The following is a 19,299-nucleotide window of genomic DNA, read 5'->3' as shown; positions in this document are numbered from 1 at the left end:
CCTAGGGTTGAGGACATCAAGCAGGACGCAGAGCCGGACATCAACCGGACGAAACCCAGGGAGAGTTACCGTGCGCGCAGTAATCTAGAAGTCCTTCGGCGGCCCCGAGGTCCTCGAGGTCGTGGAGACCGAGCGGCCGAAGCCGCTGTCCGGTGAGGTCCTTGTCAAGGTCCACGCCAGTGCGGTCAACCCGGTGGACGTGGCCGTCAGGTCCGGGGCCTTCCCGCTGCTCGGCGAGCCGCCGTTCGGCGTGGGCTGGGACATCTCCGGGGTGGTCGAAGAGGCCGGCCCCGGTGCCAGGTTCGCGGTGGGCGACGAGGTGTACGGGATGCCGTTCTTCCCCCGCGCCGCCACCGGGTACGCCGAGTACGTCGCCGCTCCGTCCCGCCAGCTGGCCCGCAAGCCCGCCTCGATCGACCACGTGCACGCCGCCGCGATCCCCCTCGCGGCGCTCACGGCCTGGCAGGGCCTGGTGCAGGCGGCCGGCGTCAAGGAGGGCGACCGGGTACTGATCCAGCGGGCGGCCGGCGGCGTCGGCCACTTCGCGGTGCAGATCGCGAAGGCACGTGGCGCCCATGTGATCGCCATCGCCAGTGCGGCCCGGCACGATTTCGTCCGCGGCCTCGGGGCTGACGAGGTCATCGACTACCGGACCACCGACTTCACCGAGGCCGTCAAGGACGTCGACGTGGTCCTCGACTCCACGGCCCAGGGCGATCTCTCGCTCGGCGTGCTGCGCCCCGGCGGCGTACTCATCAGCATCCTGGAACACGGCAACCCGGAGCTCGCCGCACGTGTCGAGGCGGCCGGGCGGAGCTTCGCCGGCATCTCGGTCGAGCCGGACTACGCAGCGCTCGAAGCGATCGCCGAGCTGGTCGACGCGGACCTGATCCGCCCGTACGTCGAGGAGACCTTTCCGCTGGAGGAGGCCGGTAAGGCACATGAGCTGGTCGGCTCGGGACACGTACAGGGCAAGATTGTCCTGACGGTCTGACCACGAAGGGCCGCACCAGGGAGGGCGAGGCCGGATGGACATCCTCACCGAGGCGCTGGCCTCGATGCGCACCGGGCACCCGGCATCCGTACGGACCAACGGCCGAGCCCCCTGGGGCCTGCGGCTGCCACCGGTCGCAGGCGCCGGGTTCCATGTGGTGTTGTACGGGACCTGCTGGCTGATCCCTCTCGATGACACACCACCGCATCCGAGGCCGATCCCGCTGAGCCCCGGCGATGTGGTCTTCCTGCGCGACGGGCGGGGCCATATCCTCGCCGACCATCCCTCCACCCCGGCCGAGGAGCCCAAGGCGGAGCAGTTCCAAGGGGGTTCACCGATCGGCTCGGTCACGCTCGGTGGCAAGGGCCCCGAGACCAGCCTCCTGTGCGGCAACTACCACCTGGACCAGGCCCGCCCCCACCCCCTGGTGCGGCAACTTCCTGAGGTGATCCATCTGTCGACGCGGCACGGCCGCCATCCGGAGCTGAGCGCCGCCGTACAACTCCTCGGCTCCGAGCTGGAGAACCCGCGCATCGGCTCGGACGGCATCGTGCCCACCCTGATCGACTCGCTGCTCCTCTACATCCTGCGGGCCTGGCTGGACGATCAGCCCCCGGCCGCCGCCCAGGGGTGGGCCGCTGCCCTGGGTGACTCGGCGGTGGCGCCCGCTCTGTCGGCCATTCACGACGACCCCTCGGCTCAGTGGACGGTCGAATCGCTGGCCGAGCGGGCGGGGCTGTCCCGCGCCGCCTTCGCCCGGCGGTTCGCCTCGCTGGTGGGCGAACCGCCGATGGCCTATCTGACCCGCTGGCGCATGACGACCGCCGCCCGTCTGCTGCGCGAGTCCGACGTCCCGCTGACGACGGTCGCCGCCCGCACCGGATACGGCTCGGAGTTCGCCTTCGCCAAGGCCTTCAAGCGGGAGTACGGCCTGGCCCCGGGCGGCTACCGGCGCCAGACCAGGGCGGCTTAGTACTGCAACGGTGTTTGCCGTGACGGTTGGGCAGGCTGGTCGTTGGTCTGGTCATGGGTGGGGACCTTGCTGCTGTCAGGGCGTGGGCCGGTGAACTGGACGCTGTGCACGAGCGGTTCGTGCACAGGTTTTCCAGGACGGAGCCGCGGGAGTCGGCGCTTGCCTATATGCGGGGACTGATCGCCCCGCTTGAGCGGAAGAACGGCTGGACCCTGGCCGAACAGGCCGGTCATGCCGCTCCGGACCGTATCCATCGGCTGCTGAACCGGATCGAGTGGGAGGCCGATGAGGTCCTCGACGATGTGCGTGACTACGTCGTCGAGAACCTCGGCGACCCCGACGCGGTGCTCATCGTGGACGACACCGGCTTCCTGAAGAAGGGGACCCGTTCGGCAGGTGTGCAGCGGCAGTACTCCGGGACCGCGGGACGGACGGAGAACTGCCAGGTCGGCGTCTTCCTCGCCTATGCAGCTGGCGGTGGCCGGACGCTGATCGACCGCAGGTTGTATCTGCCCACCTCCTGGACAGACGACCGCGAGAGATGCCGCAGGGCCGGTATCGACGACGAGGTCGGCTTCGAGACCAAGGTCGTCATGGCCAAGAAGATGGTCCGCCGTGCGATCGCGGACAAGATCCCGTTCCGGTGGGTGACGGCGGATGCGGCCTACGGCTTCAGCAAGGGCTGGCGCCATGAGCTGGAGCAGGCCGATGTCTTCCACGTCATGGCCACCACCCGGCACGACACCGTGGTCACCCGCTGGGCCTTGGACCATCCCGTCCACGACCTGTTCACGGGCCTGCCGCGGCAGAAGTGGAAACGCCGCTCGTGTGGGAACGGCGCTCATGGGATGCGGGTGTTCGACTGGGCGCGTGTCGAAGTCCGTCCCTGGCACCGCGAGGACCGCCGCCACTGGGTTCTCGCCCGCCGCAGCGTCAGGCGACCCGAGGAAATCTCCTACTACATCGCCTACTGTCCCGCCGGCACCACTCTTGATGAGTTGATCCAGGTTGCGGGCAGCCGATGGGCAGTCGAGGAGTGCTTTCAGACCGCGAAGCAGGAGTGCGGCCTGGACGACTACCAAGTCCGCCGCTATCCCGGCTGGCACCGCCACATCACCCTGGCCATGGCCGCACACGCCTGCCTGACCGTCCTGCGGTCCCGTGAACTCAATGCCGGGAAAGCAGAAACGGATCCTCCCAGCTCATCCACCTCAGCCTCGCCGAGATCAGACGCCTGATCACCCGCCTCACCAACCGCCAACCCACACCCGTCGACCACATCCTGCACTGGTCACACTGGCGCCGAAAGCGACAACACCAGGCCCGCATCAGTCACTACACACGACGCGGACACAGCCCATAGAACTGCCCAGCCATCAGCACAAACACCGTTGCAGTATTAGGCTGTGGTGCCAAATGCCCTGCGCTTTCTCGCGCACAGCCGCGGCACATCATCGCCGGTGGAACTGCTTGTGCAGTACGGACTGGAAACGGACGGCTCACCCTCTCCGCAAGGTGATCGTGCTGCATCGCTGTGACCGTGACGGCTCCTGCGACCGCAGGTGCTCGGCCACAGCGTCGACGCGTACGTGGGTGAGGATTCAGTGGCGCCTGCCGGGTGCCCTACGGTGAGCCATTGCCACGGCTGGGGTGCGGGGTTGAGCGGTCCGCCGCGGTGTCAGGCCGATGTCGCGGACGAGATGGTCCGCGGGGCGCCGGGAGAGGGGCGGCCCATGCCCAGGCGCCGACCGATCCGGCTCATCGCCTGTGACATCCGGGACGGGAAAGCGTCGGGGGCAGGGATGGTCACCGGCCGCACGCGGCCGTTGTGGATGGCGGAGATCCGCCAGCCCTGCTCGGTGCGGACGACCACGAGGGTCTGCCGTGACAAGCGCCGTTTGGGCAGCTCGGACCGCCACGGCATCAGCACCGATGCCGTGCCGTGAACGACGGCGACCTCCGCGGTGATGTGACGGATCGCCTCCAGGTCGCCGACGAGCGCCGAGCCGGCCAACACGCCGCGGAAGAGCCGGTCGTGGTTGTCCTGGAGGGCTGGTCGGCCGGTCGCGTGGGTGCCGTCGTAGGAGACGTAGTCGGCGTCGGCGGTGAAGCAGGCGCCGAAGGCGGCGGCGTCATTGTCGGTCCACGCCTGCATGAACTGCTTGAACAACTGCGTGATCTGCTCGTCGCTGGTAGGCATGACGTCCTCCCGGAGCTATCATTTCGATTGTCGAATCGTACGCTAACAGAAAGCTTCGAATGTCGAAAGATGATGCTGTGGACGAGGTAGCCGTGCGGATGAGGATGCTCCAGCAGAGCTTCGACGCCTTCGACGAAGCAGCCGCGACCCTGCTAGGGCTGAACCGCACCGACCTGCGCTGCCTGGACCTGATCCTGGCCAAGGACCCGATGTCGGCCGGAGAGCTCACCACCGCCGCCAAGCTCAGCCCGGCGGCGACGACGACCGCCATCGACCGCCTCGAACGAGCGGGCTTCGTCACCCGCAACCGGGATGCCACCAACCGGCGGCGGGTTCTGGTCTCCGCCACTGAGGCTGCCCGCGCTGCCGAGCGCGAGGTGTACGGACCCGTCGGCGAGGCGGGAACCATGGCGCTCCGACGCTACGGCAAAGACCAGCTCGCCGTGATCATCGACTTCCTGGAGACATCTCACAGGGTCCAGGAAGAACAGACGGCGCGCCTCAAGGGGCTGCCGGTCCGTGAATGAACGCGGGCACCGTTGCGGCGCAGCACACGCACGGGTGAACCGTGACGTCGACCGATACTTGGCCGTCTCGATTGATAGTTGGCCATCAGGCCTATGCCGGTCAGTGGGCGCCGAGCCAGTCCGGCGGGACGACGTCATCAGTGCGTAACGGGCTGTGGAAGTGCTTCAGTGGATGTCCCCGCAGCTCAAGCCATGGGGGCAACTAGGGCCTGTGTGATGTCGTGATCAATCTTGCGATCCGGATCCGCCCGGAAGGCGGATCCGGTAGGAAGGCGGTCGTGACGCGTAGCCAACTCACCGACGAGCAGTGGAAGTTGATCGAGCCGTTCCTGCCGATAGGCGAGTACGGCCCGTACCCCGGGCGGCTGCGGGAGCAGTTCGAGGGGGTGATCTGGCGGTTCCGCACCAGCAGTCAGTGGCGGGAGATGCCGCATGAGTTCGGCCCGTGGTCGACGGTCTACGGCCGCTTTCGGGTGTGGAGGGACGCCGGTGTCTTCACCGCACTGCTGGAAGGCGTGATCGCCGAGGCCGCCCGCCAGGGGAAGACGGACTTGTCCCTGGTCAGCGTGGACTCCACTGCCGCCCGCGCCCACCACGACGCCGCCGGGATGCGCATCGGCAAGGAGGTCATGGACGCCCTTGAGGAAGCCGCCGCCGAGCAGGAGCGGGCCCGGCAAAAGGGGGCCGCCGGCCAGAACAGAACGGGCAGGACGGCAATGACGACCCCGAGCAGGAAGAGCGGCGGCGCATCAGGCGACGGCGCAAGCTCCGCTTGAAGGAAGCCCAGCTCGGCAGATCCCGTGGTGGGCTGACGAGCAAGATTCATCTTGCCGCAGACCGCAAGTGCCGTCCGTTGTCACTCGTCCTGACCGCAGGACAGGCCGCCGACAGCCCCCAGTTCGTCCCCGTGCTGCAAAAGGTGAGGGTCCGTCTGCCTGTCGGCCGTCCCCGGACCCGGCCTGCCGCTGTCGCCGCGGACAAAGCCTACTCATCCCGCGCCAACCGCTCCTACCTGCGGAAACGCAACATCAAGGCAGTCATCCCGGAGAAGAAGGACCAAGCCGCCAACCGGAAGAAGAAAGGCAGCCGGGGCGGCCGGCCCACACGCCACAACGCCGATCTCTACAAGGAACGGAATACCGTCGAGCGCCTGATCAACAAGCTGAAGGCCTGGCGGGGCATCGCGACTCGATACGACAAGACGCCCGAGAGCTACCTCGCCGGCCTCCACCTCCGCGCCTCGATGATCTGGATCAACGACCTCCTGAAGCCAACTGGTTGATCACAACATCACACAGGCCCTAGTGGCGTACCTCAACCGGCAGAGCAGATATGGCGGCTTCCGCGCGGGCCGCCCCGACGGGCCCTGTGGAAAACGGCTCGCGCGTGTGTCGGCGCGATTACGATGCGGAGGTGGCGGTCCGTTCGTTGAGGGGGGCAAATGGACTCGTTGACAGAGCCGTTGGGCGGGCAACCGGACCCGGGCACAGGGGTGTTGGTGCGGGACGTGGTCCGCACGGTCGTGACCGAGGCGGCACCGGACGAGCTGGTGCTGGTCGAAGGCCTGTGGCCGTACGACGACGAGAACGTCGTGGCGCGCCTGGCCGGCCGCCGCCGATCGCGTGAGCCGCTCGGGTTCGGCCTGCAGGAGGTCACCGCCCTGGTCACCCCGGTGGTGTGGATCGCGCTGGACGAGGCGGCCCGCAAAGTGGTGGGCGCCGCCGTCACCACCGCGACCGACCGGTCGAAGGCGTGGCTGCGCAGGATCTCCCGCAGGCCCGCGGCCGCCAGAGCGATCCCTCCGCTGGAGCCTGAGCAGTTGGCCGCGGTGCGCGCACGGATCCTGGAGCTGGGCGCGGAGAGCGGCCTGGAGCCGGGGACGGCCACCGCGCTCGCCGAGCGGGTGGTGGCGAGACTGGTGCTGCAGCCGCAGGGCCAACTGGCAGGCGAGGGCGGGAACGCCGACGCTGGAGAACCCGAGGCATAGGGGAGACGGGTGAGCGACACTACGGTTTCGCCGGCCCGCCCGGGCAATGTCGACGAACGCATCCTCGGCGTGGGCACCGGACTGCGCTTCGTGCTGCTGATAGTGCTGTTGCTGAGCAGCAGTGCCAGGGTAGTGACGCAGATCGTCGAGTCGCTGGCGGACCCGCGCAACATCCGCGTCGGGTGCGCGCTCGCGGCCGGTGCAAACCCGGACAGCGACTACCTGGGCATCGCCCTGGCGACGATGCGCGCCGGTGACGCGTATGCGGCCTGCCTGCGCCGCTTCGTCCCCTCCGCTGCGACATGGGTCCCCTTCGCCGCCCTCGCCGCCCTGGTGATCGTGGCCGGCGCGCTCTACTGGGTGCTGCCGCGCTGGAAGGGCCGCCGCGGCCGCGTCGTCCCGCTCCAAGCTGTGGACCCCAAGGGGGAGTTACGCGTTCTCTTGGACGAGCTGGTCGCCGTCGCAGGGCTTCCCCGGCCGCCGCGCTTCGTCGTCGCGCCGGCGGCGGCCACCGCCGGCGCGGTGGTCTTCGGACGTCTGCGCCGCTACTCGGTCTGCCTGCACGGCGGCCTGGTCGCCCGCAGACGCCAGGACCCCGAGAGCTTTCGCGCGGTGGTCCTCCATGAGCTCGCGCACATCCGCAACCGCGACATCGACGTCACCTACGCGACGGTCGCCCTCTGGCGCGTCTACCTGGTCACTGTGCTCCCGGCCTATCTGTTCTGGGTCGCGCTGGACCTCAAGGACTCCGCGGCATCAGCGGTCCTCGGCCCCGCCGAACGTCTCGGCACCGGGCACGAACTCGTTTCGTCGGCCGTGATGATCGCGTTCGTCTACCTTGCGCGCGCCGACATCCTGCGCACCCGCGAGACCTTTGCGGACCTGGACGCCCTCGCGTGGGGCGCCGATGCCAAAGGCTGGCACCACACAGCCGCTCGGGACGCGACGGCGGGCGCCGGGCAGGGCCGGGCGAGGAGGGCGCTGGCCTCGTTCGTCGCGCTGTGGCGGACCCACCCCGCGTGGGACCGGCGCGTGGCTTCGCTCACCGACTCCCGGGAGCTGTTCGAGCCACACGCGCTGACCCTGTTCGTGGCCGGCGCCACCGCGACGATCGCCGGCGACCAGATAACCGATCTGCTGCGGGTACCCGGGACAGACTGGGCGCTCCGGCTGTTGACGGCGCTGCTTGCCGGGCTGATCGCGGCGATTCCCGGGGTCGCCCTGTGGCGTGCCGTGGCGCGTGCGGTCCTCACCGGCGGCCGGGTGCCGTCGGGGCTGCGCGTGGGATGGTGGCTCGGGGTGGGTCTCACGGTGGGCGAGTTGCTGACGAGCAGCACCTCCGGCAGTACGCGGTGGCTTCCCAGCCATCCGGAAGCGCTCGTGGTGCTGATCGTCATCAGCGTCGGAATCATGTGCTGGACGGCGCAGTTCGCGGAGTTGTCGGTGCGGTCGTGGCGGGGACGCGCTCTCCGGCCGGCCATGCTGATGGGGCTGGCAGCGATCTGGGTGGTCTTCGCGCTGTGGTACGCCTGGTGGCAGAACGAGGGCCACATCTTCACGATGGGGTGGGCGTACTCCGAAACCGGCATCCGACAGGCGTTGGAGGAGGAGCTGCCGGGCACGGTGCCCGGGGACCGGGGCGCGCTGGCGGCAATCGCTGCGGCCCTGCCGGTGCTGCTGCCGATCGGCATGGATCCCTTCATCACGTGGGCCGCAGCGGTGCTGTGGCTGCTCCCGATGCTCGCCTGGCTCCGGCGTCCGGCATCCGGAGCGCCGGAGTGGGTGCGTCGGGCGCTGCGTGGTGCCCCCGGCCCAGTGCTTCGCGCAGGGCTGCTGCCGCCGCTGCGCCGCGTCCTGCTCGCCGCGGTCATCGGCGCGGCGGTGTGCTGGGCGGGCACCGTCGCCGTCATGGCCGCCATGCACACCTGGCAGCCGCCCGTCGACAGGCGCTACGGCACCTACCAGCTGGTCTTCCTGGCACTCGTGCTGATCGTGCTGGTCTGTGGCACCGCGGCCACGGCCGCCCTGACCAGCGTGGTGGCCTCGCGCCTCCCTCTGCTCGTGGCGCTGGTCGCCGCGGGGACGACGGCGTTGCTCGGCCTGGCCGGTGTGTACCTCCTCGGCGCGGCCGACGGCTGCCTGGGGCCGTTGAACACGCTCGGTTCCACCTGCTTCTGGTCGCCCGCCAAGTTCTGGCCGGCGACCGAGCTGCTGCTGCCGCTGGTCCTGGGCCTGGGCATCTTCGTGTCCGCCGGCGCCGCCCTCCTGTGCACGGTGCTGAAGCGCATCCTGCGGCCGCTCCGCCCGGCCATGACCTCCGCCGGGCGCGCGCGTACGGTGCCCCTGCGACGGGAGGGGGTGGCGCTGCGGCGCCTGTGGGTCGGCGCGGTCTGCCTCACGGCCGTCGCACTCACCGCCGCCGTGTCCCTGCCGAGCGGCGGGGGACCGGCCCGGACGTCCCTCACCAAAGGCCAGTTGATTCCCACCGCCGCGATCCCCACCGCCTCACCCCAGGTCCTCGCCGCGCAGACGGACGCCTGGCTCCGGCTGGGTGGGGCACACCTCACGGCGCACTTCACGGCCGAGGTCCTGGCCGTCATCACTGCCCTTCAGGACAAATCAGCCCTCACCGACAGAGGATTCGCCGCAACCCGCATCCGTCCGCATTGCGTCGCCCTCGAGCACATCGCGGCGGACGCCGCAGCCTACTTCCCGGTCCCCAACCCCTTGACCCAGAAGCGGTGGACGAAGCTGCAGACCCGGAGCAAGCACGCCGGCGCCGACTGCCGACGCGCCATCACCGACGGAAAGTTCACCCTCTTCGCCAAGGCCATGCGCACGTTCCTCAACATCGGCGAGACCACGCCCGCACTCCTCGACACCATCAAATCCGAGGCAGCTTCGGCCGAGTCGAGACCCTGAAAGCCAATCCGCCCGAAGTCCCGCCGCACGCATACGCCATGACGCCCCACATGCCTGCGGTCCGTCCCCCATAACCGTCGATGCCCTGCACGCCGCCTCGTTTCGGCAATGGGCTGGTGGCGTGATGTACGGCCAGCCGCCGCACCGGCGAACGGTGACCTGCGGGAGACACGGTCTCTGCCGACACAACTGTTCCGGTCGTGCCTGCATGGCCTACAAGAAAGCTCAGTAAAGCCGCGACAATTGGGTACTAAACTATTCCCCCGCACGTCAACCAACCATCTTCGTTCCAGCAGCAAATTACGATCTCCCCGCCAAGTTCCCCGATATCGCAGCCGGGAGCCATCCGGGTGATCCCTGGAGTGCGGCACAACGCCGATTGCAGCCAATGACACAAACTCATAAAGAATGCTACATCCTGACTTGCGTCACTGGGTGGCTTGAACTTGACTTTGACAAAAGGGTGCTCATGGTCTGCGCACTTTGTGTTCGCTAGATGAGTGATTGATTCAATGATATCGAGCGGGAGTGTAATCCAGTTATCGCACGAGAGTGACTTTGTGAAGCTGATGGTTGATGAGGATCCATCAATTGCCTTTACCGCGCCAACGACGGAAAACTCTTCAGGGTTGGGCAATTCATTGTTTGACAGCTGGGATACAAACTCTGCGGGTTCATGGGTACGCATTTGCTCACTCCATCCCGTCAGTTCCGCGCCACTGCACGGAAATGGATACCATGGCGTCAGGAATGCCGAGCCAGTTGTATCCACGTTAGTCCTGTTGCCCTTTACGTGCACCCTGGTGACCTATCGGCCGTCAGTAGGCATACCCGGTGAGATCCCGTTCCGCCTTCTCTGACATCACCTTCGCGCTGTCGGGCGCCGTGCAACCCATGAAGAACCGTCTATAAGCAGCGATATCATTCGGCTGGCCCTTAACTCACACCAAACCCGCCCCCTTACAAGTGATCACTTTCACTGGGTCGACCTGCGCGGGTTGCGCGGTGGGCGACGCCGTCGGGGCCCTGTTCACGGTTCTGGCGGTGAGCTCCAGGGCGGCCCGAGCAGCAGATGCCACCAGCCGCCCCTGTTCCGGGGCGTATGGCCCCGCATCCGCCGGCCCCCGTCTTACCGTCGCCCTCGGTGTCGTGCGGGCCAGATGGGGTGAGTATGGGGACTGGACCAATCGAAGGGAACACCTTCGATCTGAAGAGCCTGTTCGATGAGGCCACCTGCGACATCGACTACTGCCAGCGGGAGTATGCATGGCAGCCCCGATTTGCAACAGGCTTTGCGCGGCAGCGACCTCGCTGACCACCTGCTTCTGACCAATTGAGTGCCTGGGCTTGGTGCCTTTCTTGTGGTGGGCAGGGCGGGTGTCTGCCTCACCGGTCGCGAGGATTCGGCCCACGTCGAGGCGTGTGGCTGGGCGGCGGTTCTTCGAACCCGGAGGCCCGCCGGCCCGAGGCGTGAAGGTTTCGGTGCCCCGGCCGGGGAGCCGGTCTTCGCGCGGACGTTTCTGAACCCTCTCCGGACGGGGGCGGATGTCAGTCTGTTCGGTTGGGGGCGGGCTTCTCCAGGGCCGCCTCAACTGGGACAGTGCGGCCTTGACCTGATTCAGCGTCACATGGAATTTCGCGGCGAACTTCTTGGCCGTCGCGGGCCGAGAACGTGCCGTTCGCCGCACCACCGCCCTTGCCGCACAGGACGAGATGGATGACGAACGGCTTCTCGCCCTTGGCCTTCGGCAGGTCCTTGGGCGGCCCCTTCGGCGGCCCCTTGAGCAGACTCGGGCTGTCCCGCTTCCCGTGCTCGGCGCACCTGGCCGTCCCCGGCTTCGACGTGGACGTACCCGTGCTGCTTGCGCTGCTCGTACCACTCTTCCCGACGCCGTCGTGGCCGCCTCCCCGAACACGCCCGCCATCACGGCGACCGCCATCCCGCCGGCGACCAGCACATTCCTGGCTCGTAGCGCCCGTTGCCGCAGCCGCGGTCTCCCTGCGTACGGGGACCGACCTCCTCGCTCCACTCGCGGATCAGCGCACCAGCCGGACTTCAGCTCAACTATCGGCGAACCTTGGAGCCGCCATAGACTTGAAGGACCGGTTCGGGGATGCGGGGACGCGGGGACCGGGAGCTCGGGATCCGGACCGGGGGCCGGGGGGATGGCCACCCCAGGAGGACGCGATGTTGCGGCACACCAGACTGGCCGGGGAATCAGCGGACTACCTCGCCGCCCGCGAAGAGCTGCGCCTGGCCGAGATCGACCTCATGCGCCACCGCGAGAAGGTCGCGGCCCAGCGACGGGCACTCCCGCAGGGGCCGCCCGTCGACGACTACGTCTTCATCGAGGGCCCCGCCGACCTCGACGCCGGCGACACACCGGTCCGCGAGGTCACCCTGAGCGGGCTGTTCACCGCCCCGGACCGCGCCCTGATCGTCTACCACCTCATGTACGGAAAGCTGCAGACCGACCCCTGCCCGATGTGCACCCTGTGGATCGACGGCTTCAACGGCATCGCCCACCACATCGCCCGCAACGCCGACTTCGCCATCGCCGCGGCGGCCGACCCGCCCGTCCTGCGGCAGCACGCCCGCAACCGCGGCTGGCACCGGCTACGGCTCCTGAGCAGCGGCGACAGCACGTTCAAGTATGACCTGGGCAGCGAGGACAAGGACGGCGAACAGGACTCCACCATCTCCGTCTTCACCCGCGACGGCGACGGCACGGTCCGCCATTTCTACTCCACCCACCCGCGCATGGCCGACGACATCGACCAGCGCGGCATCGACCTCCTGGCCCCTGTGTGGCACCTCCTCGACCTGACCCCGCAGGGTCGCGGCGACTGGTACGCGAGCCTCGACTACTGACCCCCGACAACGGCCCCCACCACCAGTACAGCCGTCAGGGCGGACACGACCAGGGCCTTCTTCACCAAGGACAAGACGGTCGCTTGGCGGAGTTTCACTCGTACGCTGCGTAATCTCGCTGGTGTACCTCGCGAGCGTGTCGGTCAGCCGCGTGGCGAACTCCGCCGCGTGCGTCAGATACCCCGCCCCACCTCGTCGCCCTGGTCCGCGCCGGAGCCCGCTCCGAGAACGGTCACCTCGTCGAACGCACCGAGCCCGCAGCGGCATGCGCGAAGCCCCCCCACAGCTGACTGCTACTGAACGTAGCTGGTGCTCATGATCGCCTGGATCTGCTCAGTCGGACAGTGCTCATGATCCGCCGACAGTGCTCACGGAACTGCGGATCCTGGAACGGTGCAGGTCCCACGACCTCGTGCGCATGGGTTCCTGCGGGAACGCCGGAATCCGCGGGAGATGAGCGCCGGCCATGTCGGTCCATCATGCGCAACCGGTGCCCTCGGAACAGAGCCTGCTGGTTGACCTGGCCCTGATCGACGACGAAACAGTCGTCCCGGTCGTCGACCAGGGCCAGGCCCGCTCAGCCGTGGGAGACGACTGCGCGGCGGCCCTGCACGCGGATCGCCTCGATGGCCCCCCGGGCGACGCCCTCCGAGATGCCGCGCATGCTGCCGGAGCCGACGTACACCGTGGTGTGCCGGCGTCCGGCGTCCAGGAACGCCTCCAACTCGGCCGGGAGCGGGTGTCCGTCCGGCCTACATCAGGAGCTCGTGAGGATGACGAGCCGCTGGGTCGCTCGGGTCATCGCGACATAGCGGTCGACCGCTCCTTCGATGCCCTTGCCGAACTCCTCCGGGTCGATGAGGACGACCAGGTCGAATTCGAGCCCCTTTGACAGCTCCGGGGTCAGCGACCGGACGCGGGACGTCGGCCGGAACGTGGGATCGCCGATGACGCAGGCGATGCCGTCGGCATGCGCGGCGAGCCAGGTGTCGAGGATCGAGTCCAGATCCGAAACGGTTCCGTGTACGACGGGGACGTCGCTGCTGCGGATGGAGGTCGGCACGTTGGCATCCGGGAGCACGGCCCGGATGATCGGCTCGGCTTCCGCCATGACTTCTTCCGGCGTCCGGTAGTTGATGCTCAGGGAGGCCAGGTTGATCCGGTCGAGCCCGATCCGCTCGAGCCGTTCCTGCCACGACTCCGTGAACCCGTGCCTGGCCTGGGCGCGATCCCCGACGATGGTGAAGCTCCGGGACGGGCACCGGAGCAGCAGCATCTGCCACTCTGCGTCGGTCAGTTCCTGAGCCTCGTCCACGACGATGTGCGCGAACGGGCCGGCGAGCAGGTCCGGTTCGATGCTGGGCAGTGCGGTCTCGTCGACCAGACTGTCCCGCAGGTCCTGTCCGCGCAGCATCGTCACCGCACCTTCACCGTCGTCATCGGCCGCGAGCACGTTGTCGATGACGTCGGCCATGCGCGCGCGTTCGGCGGCGAGAGCGGCCTTGTGCCGACGCTGGCGTCGTGCCGCCTCCGGGTCGCCGAGCCGCTGCCGCGCCGCGTCCAGGAGCGGCAGGTCGGACACCGTCCAGGCCTGGGGGTCCTTGCGCTGCAGCTTCCGGACCTCATCGGGGCTGAGCCAGGGAGCGCACATCCGTAGGTAGGCGGGTACCGACCACAGGTCTCCGACGAGGTCGGCCGCTTCGAGCAGCGGCCACGCGCGGTTGAGGGTGGTGACCAGCTCTTCGTCGTGCAGCAGCGATCTCCGGAAGAGGTCGGGCGAGACGTCACCGTCGTGCTTGTCCATCAGGATCGTGAGCAGCTCCTCCCAGATCTGCTCGCGCGCCTCGTTGTGCGGAGTACCTGGTTCCGGTGCTTCGAATGCCTCGGCCCAGTCGTCGGCGCTCAGCCAGATGTCGGACCAGTGGGTCGTGACCGTCATCCCCTTGGTGGGCGGCTCCTCGTAGATACTGACGGCCTTCTCGATCGCCTTCACCATGTCCGCGGACGACTTCAGGCGAGCCACGTCCGGGTCGGCCTCGACCGCTGCTGCGGCTCCCTCGGCGACGAGGTCCCGCACAGTGCAGGTCTGCACGCCCTCCTCTCCGAGGCTGGGGAGGACGTCGGCGACGTAGGCCAGGTAGGGCCGGTGCGGACCGACGAACAGCACACCGCCCCGACGGTGACCGAGGCGAGGGTCGGAGTAGAGGAGGTAGGCGGAGCGGTGCAGAGCGACGACGGTCTTCCCCGTGCCCGGACCGCCGTCGACGACGAGAGCGCCGCGGGATCCCGCGCGGATGATGGCGTCCTGGTCGGCCTGGATGGTGCCGAGCACGTCTCGCATCCGTGCCGACCTGTTGCTGCCCAGGCTGGCGATGAAGGCGGACTGGTCGTCGAGCGCGGCGTGCCCGACAAACCCGTCCGAGGTGAACACCTCGTCCCAGTAGTCGCTGATCCGGCCGCGGGTCCAGCGATACCTGCGGCGGCTTGCCAGACCCATCGGATTGGCGTGGGTGGCTCCGAAGAACGGCTCGGCCGCGGGGGAGCGCCAGTCGAGCAGCAGCCGACGACCTGTGCTGTCCGTAAGGCCAAGTCGTCCGACGTACACCGGCTCAGGGTTGTCCGCGCTGACCATGTGTCCGAGGCACAGGTCCAAACCAAAGCGACGCAGTGCGCGCAGGCGAGCGGTCAGCCGGTGGATCTCCGCGTCCCGGTCCATCGCCTGCCGGCCCACGCCGCCGGGCGCCCTGCGCTCGGCATCGAGGCGGTCGGACAGTTCGGCGATCGCCTGCTCAAGGCTCTCAGCGATAGCCGCGAAGTGCTGCTCGTCGCCGGCGATCAGCGTCGGGTCGGCCTTGGGGGAGAGGTGGTCGGGAAGGTCAAACACGCTGGTAGTCAGCGGGTGCACGTAATCGGCTCCGATCTGAGGTCGCTCGCGACCATTGCGCGCAGCAAGGCGTCTGGACGGCGTGACGAACCTGGTGGCCATGAAGAGCAACGCTCCGCCTGACGTGGACACCGTGGTCGTTGCCGGTTCAGGTCGCCAGGGTCTGCAGGTTCTCGTGTTCTGGGTCCTGGCTCGACGATCCCGCGTGGTTCACGCGGACATGGGCGGCCTTTCTCGGCTGATCGCGTCGAGCAGCAGCTTCGCGGCCACCGTCGCTCCGTCGGTGCGAATCGTGGCGGCCACGGCGGTCGCTCGTGCGCGGGTCTCAGGGGTCTGGGCCGCCCTGAGCGCGGCGGACAGGGACTCGGTGGTCGGCGTCGGACCGTCGTGTGCCGTGCCGATGCCCAGGTTGGCCACCCGGCCGGCCCAGTACGGCTGGTCCACCGACTGGGGTACCACCACCTGTGGCGCGCCGGCTCGTGTAGCCGTCGTCGTGGTGCCCGCGCCGCCGTGGTGCACGACGGCGGCCGCCCGGCGGAACAGTGCCTGGTGGTTGACCTCGCCGACGACGAAGCAGTCGTCCTTGTCGTCGATCAGGGCCAGGTCGGCCCAGCCGTGGGAGACGAGTGCACGGCGGCCTTGCGCGCGGATCGCCTCGATGGCCACCCGGGCGGTGTCCTTCGCGGCGCGCAGGGGCATGCTGCCGAAGCCCACGTACACCGGTGGTGTGCCGGCGTCCAGGAACGCCTCCAGCTCGGCCGGGAGCGGACGTTCGTCCGGCACGATCCACGCGCCGGTCTGCACGACGTCGAGGTCCGTCGGTTGCCACGGGCTCAGAGTCGGGTCCGTCGCCAGCCACGGGTGGTCGGTGTAGATGTGGTCGCGGACGTTGTCCACCAGTGGCAGGTCCATCGACGCCCGGTGGGTGTTGAGCGCCGGGCCGAACAGCTCCTTGATGTCCTGGGCGTCCAGGTCCCACAGCGCCCGGTTGTCGGTCACCTCTGGTGGGAACGGTCGGCCCAGCCGCGGCAGCGGCGGGCGGTGCGGTGACGGCAGGGTGATCGGCTGGTAGCTCGCGTACACGTAGTGGATGCCCAGTTTCTCGGTCACCGACCGCTCGGCGACCGGCATCATGCCGCCCGCCACCACCGCATCACATCCCTCGGCCGCTTCGACGATCTTGTCGAACTGCGCGGCGACCCAGTCGGCCGCGCGCCGGGGCAGGTCCGCCGCCGGTGGCGGCGTCGCCCCGGTCACCATCGGGCGCACAGGCCGGCCGACCGGCACCAGCGGCACGCCGACACCGGCCAGCAGCTCCGCGAAGTCCGGCGGCGCGCACACCCGCACCTCCGCGCCGAGTGCCCGCAACCGCACCGCGAGTCCCACCATCGGTTCGACGTCCCCGCGTGACCCATACGTCGACAACAACACACGCATTCCGCGACTCTCAACTCCTCAACTTCTGGCCCAGGCGAGCGATTCTGCAGCACGACCCGGGCCTTGCCACAAGCCCCCCGGTGCGCTATAAGTTGAGAGTGGCAAGGAGTGGGTACCCTCCTTGCCTTTGCCTTTTACTGTCCGCTCTGGACGGACGACCTCCTCGCGAAGCGGCGGCGCGCCGCGTACGGCGGTCCCGTCGGCCCAGGAGGATCTCCCATGGGCCTACGGATGCAGCCGCGGAACGAGAAGTTCTCCCCCTTCTTCAGCAAGGCCGGCTCGAACGTCGTCAAGAGCGCCGCCATTTGCCGTGCCCGCAGCTCCCGACGTCGCCCTCGCCATCCACTCGCGATGTCGCTGGCGCTTAGGGAGGGCCTGCGCAGCACGGTCCTTGCCTCGCTGTCCCGCAGGGACTACCACCCGGCCGTTGGCGACGTGCCGGGAAGTCTGACCTACCGCGACGGCGACCAGATCCGTGTCGTCGCGCTCTCGCCGGAGTCCGAACTCCTCCTGACCGCCTACCTGGAGCGGTGAGCCTCGGCGCGCGAGGCGGATCGTCATCTCCTACATGCGACTTTCCGCAAGGACTCCAAGTTCTCACCTTGACTCCAGGCGAACTGGCGGGCCTGCAATTCCATTGCGGGATAGCCGGGTTGGGCCGTCATCTCTTCCGGATTCTTGCTGTAGAGAGACCACGGTTGGCAACAAGGCGCCGCGAGCAGCGCTGGTGACCCCGACGAGATATGCGCTGTCGCCGCACTCCTGTTGCGTCTCATTAGGTGACTGGGGTCATTAGGTGACTGGGGGTTGCTGGAGCCGCTGACCGCTCTCATCCAATCGAGGCGTTTGCTCACCGAACCTGGTCGTTGCGTCTTCTGCCTCAGCGAACCTGGCCCTGCGGGTGATCGCACTGGGGGTGCCAACTCGGCCACATGTCCTCGATCGAGGTGTCACAGGAGCCAGGGACTTGGTGGACTGACGGCATGACGCCACTGCCGCACCGAATCCTCCGAGCTCTCGACCAGTTCAATGCCGCCCACCCCTGGGACCACAACGCCCACTACCACCGGTGGATCCTGCGGCAACTTCCCAAACGCTTCGACACTGCCCTGGACATCGGCTCCGGCAGCGGCGACCTGGTCCGGCTCTTGGCCACACGCGCCAACGAGGTCCAGGGAATCGACTGCGACCCGGTGATCATCTCCCGGGCGCAGAGGCTGACTCCTCCGGCGATCCCAGTGACCTTCACGGTCGCAGACGCGCTGACCGGGATCCCTGCCGGTTCCTACGACGCCATCACCTGCGTCGCCACCATCCATCACCTGCCCTTCGCCGAAGCTCTTACCGTCTTCCGCCGGCATCTGGCACCCGGAGGAACCTTGGTGGTCGTAGGCCTTTCCCGGGCGCAGACTGCCGGGGACTATCTGCTCGGCGCCGCTGCCAGCCCGCTGAATGCCGCCACGGGCTGGCTCAAGAACAAGGGCCGCAGGGCACCCCGGCCGGTCTCGATGACCGCCCTGACCCGACCAGCGGACATGAGCTTTTCCGACATCGTCAGTGAGGCCCACCACGCCCTGCCCGGCGCCCGGCTCCGCCGTCGACTGTTCTGGCGCTACACACTCGTATGGCATCGTCATTGAGTAGACCCCAAGATCGCCCTGCCTGCCTGCCTGCCTGCCTGCTTGCCTGCCGAACAGAACGATGTGCTCGATCGAGGTCAACTCCCGTCCGCGCCAGAACGAGTCGTGGATATAGGGCAGTGGCCGCTCGACCCGCGGCTTGTCCTTGGGCTTCAACGCGCGAGCCGGGTCGACCAACACGCCCTAGTGGGTGGCGAGTTCGGCATACGCCTTGTTGATTTCCGGGTCGTAGAGGTCGGGCTTGTCGATCCCAGTCCTCAGATTTGTCCGGCACCAGCCGGCGCGGGACTCCGCCGAAGTAGCGGAAGGCTGCGACATGGGCCTCGGTCCACGCGTGCTGGTGCAGGTGCAGCACAGGGCGGACGAACATGTGCCGCGAGCACGGCAGCACCATTAAAACGAACGCCCAGATCCGGTGGCGCTTGCCGGTGCCCGGGTTGGTCCGCCGGCCCAGGAAACCGTAGTCGATCTGGGCCTCCTCACCGGGCTCGACTTCATCGCGCAGCACGGTGGCCTGCGATCTTCTCGTTTCCTCGGGCAATGTGGCGTGCACCAGCGGCGGAAGGAGGAGATCGACACATCCAGCTTGTGCTCGTCCCGCAGCCGCTGGTGGATCGTGGAGACCGTCAACGTCCCCAGCAGGCTCTCGATGTAATCGCGGTGTTGGTCGACCTCTGACCAAGTGATCTGTCTGATCTGTCTGAGCCGGGAATTGGTGAGTTCGGGGAACCAGATCTTGATCGGTTTGGCCCGGTGATGGTCTTGCGGTCCACCCCCAGCGACGTGTGCGGCTCACTCATCGAGCGGCCCGCGTACCAGTGGATGTAGATCTCGGTAATGGCGACCACGACGAACGTCCTCCG

Annotated in this window: 13 protein-coding genes and 1 pseudogene; 10 read left to right on the top strand and 4 right to left on the bottom strand. The window is 68.1% G+C overall.

Annotation, left to right across the window (positions count from 1 at the left end):
* Window positions 1-121 precede the first annotated feature (121 nt).
* The 3 genes from KI385_RS00305 to KI385_RS00295 are packed head-to-tail and all read left to right on the top strand — an operon-like array spanning window position 122 to window position 3,205.
* Window positions 122-994: an NADP-dependent oxidoreductase gene (locus KI385_RS00305; protein ID WP_238570225.1), complete on the top strand. Its 873-nt coding sequence runs from the start codon at window positions 122-124 to the stop codon at window positions 992-994.
* A gap of 34 nt (window positions 995-1,028) precedes the next feature.
* Window positions 1,029-1,967 carry an AraC family transcriptional regulator gene (locus KI385_RS00300; protein ID WP_238570224.1) on the top strand — a complete coding sequence of 313 codons (939 nt, stop codon included), beginning with the start codon at window positions 1,029-1,031 and terminating at the stop codon, window positions 1,965-1,967.
* Window positions 1,968-2,020: 53 nt separating this feature from the next.
* Complete coding sequence (locus tag KI385_RS00295; protein ID WP_238570223.1) at window positions 2,021-3,205, top strand: IS701 family transposase; 1,185 nt, start codon at window positions 2,021-2,023, stop codon at window positions 3,203-3,205.
* Between the two features lie 440 nt (window positions 3,206-3,645).
* Here KI385_RS00295 and KI385_RS00290 read toward each other — a convergent pair whose 3' ends face one another.
* Window positions 3,646-4,167 carry an SgcJ/EcaC family oxidoreductase gene (locus KI385_RS00290; RefSeq protein ID WP_238570222.1) on the bottom strand — a complete coding sequence of 174 codons (522 nt, stop codon included), beginning with the start codon at window positions 4,165-4,167 and terminating at the stop codon, window positions 3,646-3,648.
* A gap of 77 nt (window positions 4,168-4,244) precedes the next feature.
* Here KI385_RS00290 and KI385_RS00285 point away from each other — a divergent pair, with 77 nt between their 5' ends.
* The 5 genes and pseudogenes from KI385_RS00285 to KI385_RS00260 all read left to right on the top strand — a co-directional run bounded on the left by KI385_RS00285 (window position 4,245) and on the right by KI385_RS00260 (window position 12,475).
* Entirely contained in the window at window positions 4,245-4,694 is a 450-nt protein-coding gene (locus KI385_RS00285) for a MarR family winged helix-turn-helix transcriptional regulator (RefSeq protein ID WP_238570221.1), read from the top strand.
* A gap of 278 nt (window positions 4,695-4,972) precedes the next feature.
* Window positions 4,973-5,976: pseudogene (locus tag KI385_RS00280) on the top strand (IS5 family transposase).
* Between the two features lie 159 nt (window positions 5,977-6,135).
* Window positions 6,136-6,681 carry a hypothetical protein gene (locus tag KI385_RS00275; protein ID WP_238570220.1) on the top strand — a complete coding sequence of 182 codons (546 nt, stop codon included), beginning with the start codon at window positions 6,136-6,138 and terminating at the stop codon, window positions 6,679-6,681.
* Between the two features lie 9 nt (window positions 6,682-6,690).
* On the top strand, window positions 6,691-9,603 hold the full coding sequence (locus KI385_RS00270) for a M48 family metalloprotease (RefSeq protein ID WP_238570219.1): 2,913 nt from the start codon (window positions 6,691-6,693) through the stop codon (window positions 9,601-9,603).
* Between the two features lie 2,188 nt (window positions 9,604-11,791).
* Window positions 11,792-12,475 carry a DUF899 family protein gene (locus KI385_RS00260; protein ID WP_238570218.1) on the top strand — a complete coding sequence of 228 codons (684 nt, stop codon included), beginning with the start codon at window positions 11,792-11,794 and terminating at the stop codon, window positions 12,473-12,475.
* A 757-nt stretch (window positions 12,476-13,232) separates the two neighbouring features.
* On the opposite strand, the gene helR is transcribed toward KI385_RS00260, so the two are convergent.
* Window positions 13,233-15,380, bottom strand: coding sequence for an RNA polymerase recycling motor ATPase HelR (gene helR / locus KI385_RS00250; RefSeq protein WP_238570217.1), 2,148 nt, complete (start codon window positions 15,378-15,380; stop codon window positions 13,233-13,235).
* Window positions 15,381-15,569: 189 nt separating this feature from the next.
* Window positions 15,570-16,796 carry a glycosyltransferase gene (locus tag KI385_RS00245; protein WP_281066759.1) on the bottom strand — a complete coding sequence of 409 codons (1,227 nt, stop codon included), beginning with the start codon at window positions 16,794-16,796 and terminating at the stop codon, window positions 15,570-15,572.
* Window positions 16,797-17,015: 219 nt separating this feature from the next.
* Here KI385_RS00245 and KI385_RS00240 point away from each other — a divergent pair, with 219 nt between their 5' ends.
* Both KI385_RS00240 and KI385_RS00235 read left to right on the top strand, forming a co-directional pair.
* Window positions 17,016-17,330, top strand: coding sequence for a hypothetical protein (locus KI385_RS00240; protein WP_238570215.1), 315 nt, complete (start codon window positions 17,016-17,018; stop codon window positions 17,328-17,330).
* A gap of 449 nt (window positions 17,331-17,779) precedes the next feature.
* Window positions 17,780-18,436 carry a class I SAM-dependent methyltransferase gene (locus KI385_RS00235; RefSeq protein ID WP_238570214.1) on the top strand — a complete coding sequence of 219 codons (657 nt, stop codon included), beginning with the start codon at window positions 17,780-17,782 and terminating at the stop codon, window positions 18,434-18,436.
* Window positions 18,437-18,619: 183 nt separating this feature from the next.
* Here KI385_RS00235 and KI385_RS43775 read toward each other — a convergent pair whose 3' ends face one another.
* Entirely contained in the window at window positions 18,620-18,754 is a 135-nt protein-coding gene (locus KI385_RS43775) for a hypothetical protein (protein WP_281066758.1), read from the bottom strand.
* Window positions 18,755-19,299 lie beyond the last annotated feature (545 nt).

Source organism: Streptomyces inhibens, assembly GCF_022221585.1.
In the GTDB taxonomy this organism is placed as follows: Bacteria; Actinomycetota; Actinomycetes; order Streptomycetales; family Streptomycetaceae; genus Streptomyces; species Streptomyces inhibens.
This window is presented reverse-complemented; position numbering and strand designations above follow the sequence as displayed.

What these genes read in the sequence shown, in the direction of transcription:
- KI385_RS43775 (WP_281066758.1), bottom strand. Translation starts at nt 18,754, where the DNA reads ATGTCGCAGCCTTCCGCTACTTCGGCGGAGTCCCGCGCCGGCTGGTGC.
- KI385_RS00240 (WP_238570215.1), top strand. Translation starts at nt 17,016, where the DNA reads ATGGGCCTACGGATGCAGCCGCGGAACGAGAAGTTCTCCCCCTTCTTC.
- KI385_RS00260 (WP_238570218.1), top strand. Translation starts at nt 11,792, where the DNA reads ATGTTGCGGCACACCAGACTGGCCGGGGAATCAGCGGACTACCTCGCC.
- KI385_RS00275 (WP_238570220.1), top strand. Translation starts at nt 6,136, where the DNA reads ATGGACTCGTTGACAGAGCCGTTGGGCGGGCAACCGGACCCGGGCACA.
- KI385_RS00300 (WP_238570224.1), top strand. Translation starts at nt 1,029, where the DNA reads ATGGACATCCTCACCGAGGCGCTGGCCTCGATGCGCACCGGGCACCCG.
- KI385_RS00295 (WP_238570223.1), top strand. Translation starts at nt 2,021, where the DNA reads ATGGGTGGGGACCTTGCTGCTGTCAGGGCGTGGGCCGGTGAACTGGAC.
- KI385_RS00290 (WP_238570222.1), bottom strand. Translation starts at nt 4,167, where the DNA reads ATGCCTACCAGCGACGAGCAGATCACGCAGTTGTTCAAGCAGTTCATG.
- KI385_RS00235 (WP_238570214.1), top strand. Translation starts at nt 17,780, where the DNA reads ATGACGCCACTGCCGCACCGAATCCTCCGAGCTCTCGACCAGTTCAAT.
- KI385_RS00245 (WP_281066759.1), bottom strand. Translation starts at nt 16,796, where the DNA reads ATGCGTGTGTTGTTGTCGACGTATGGGTCACGCGGGGACGTCGAACCG.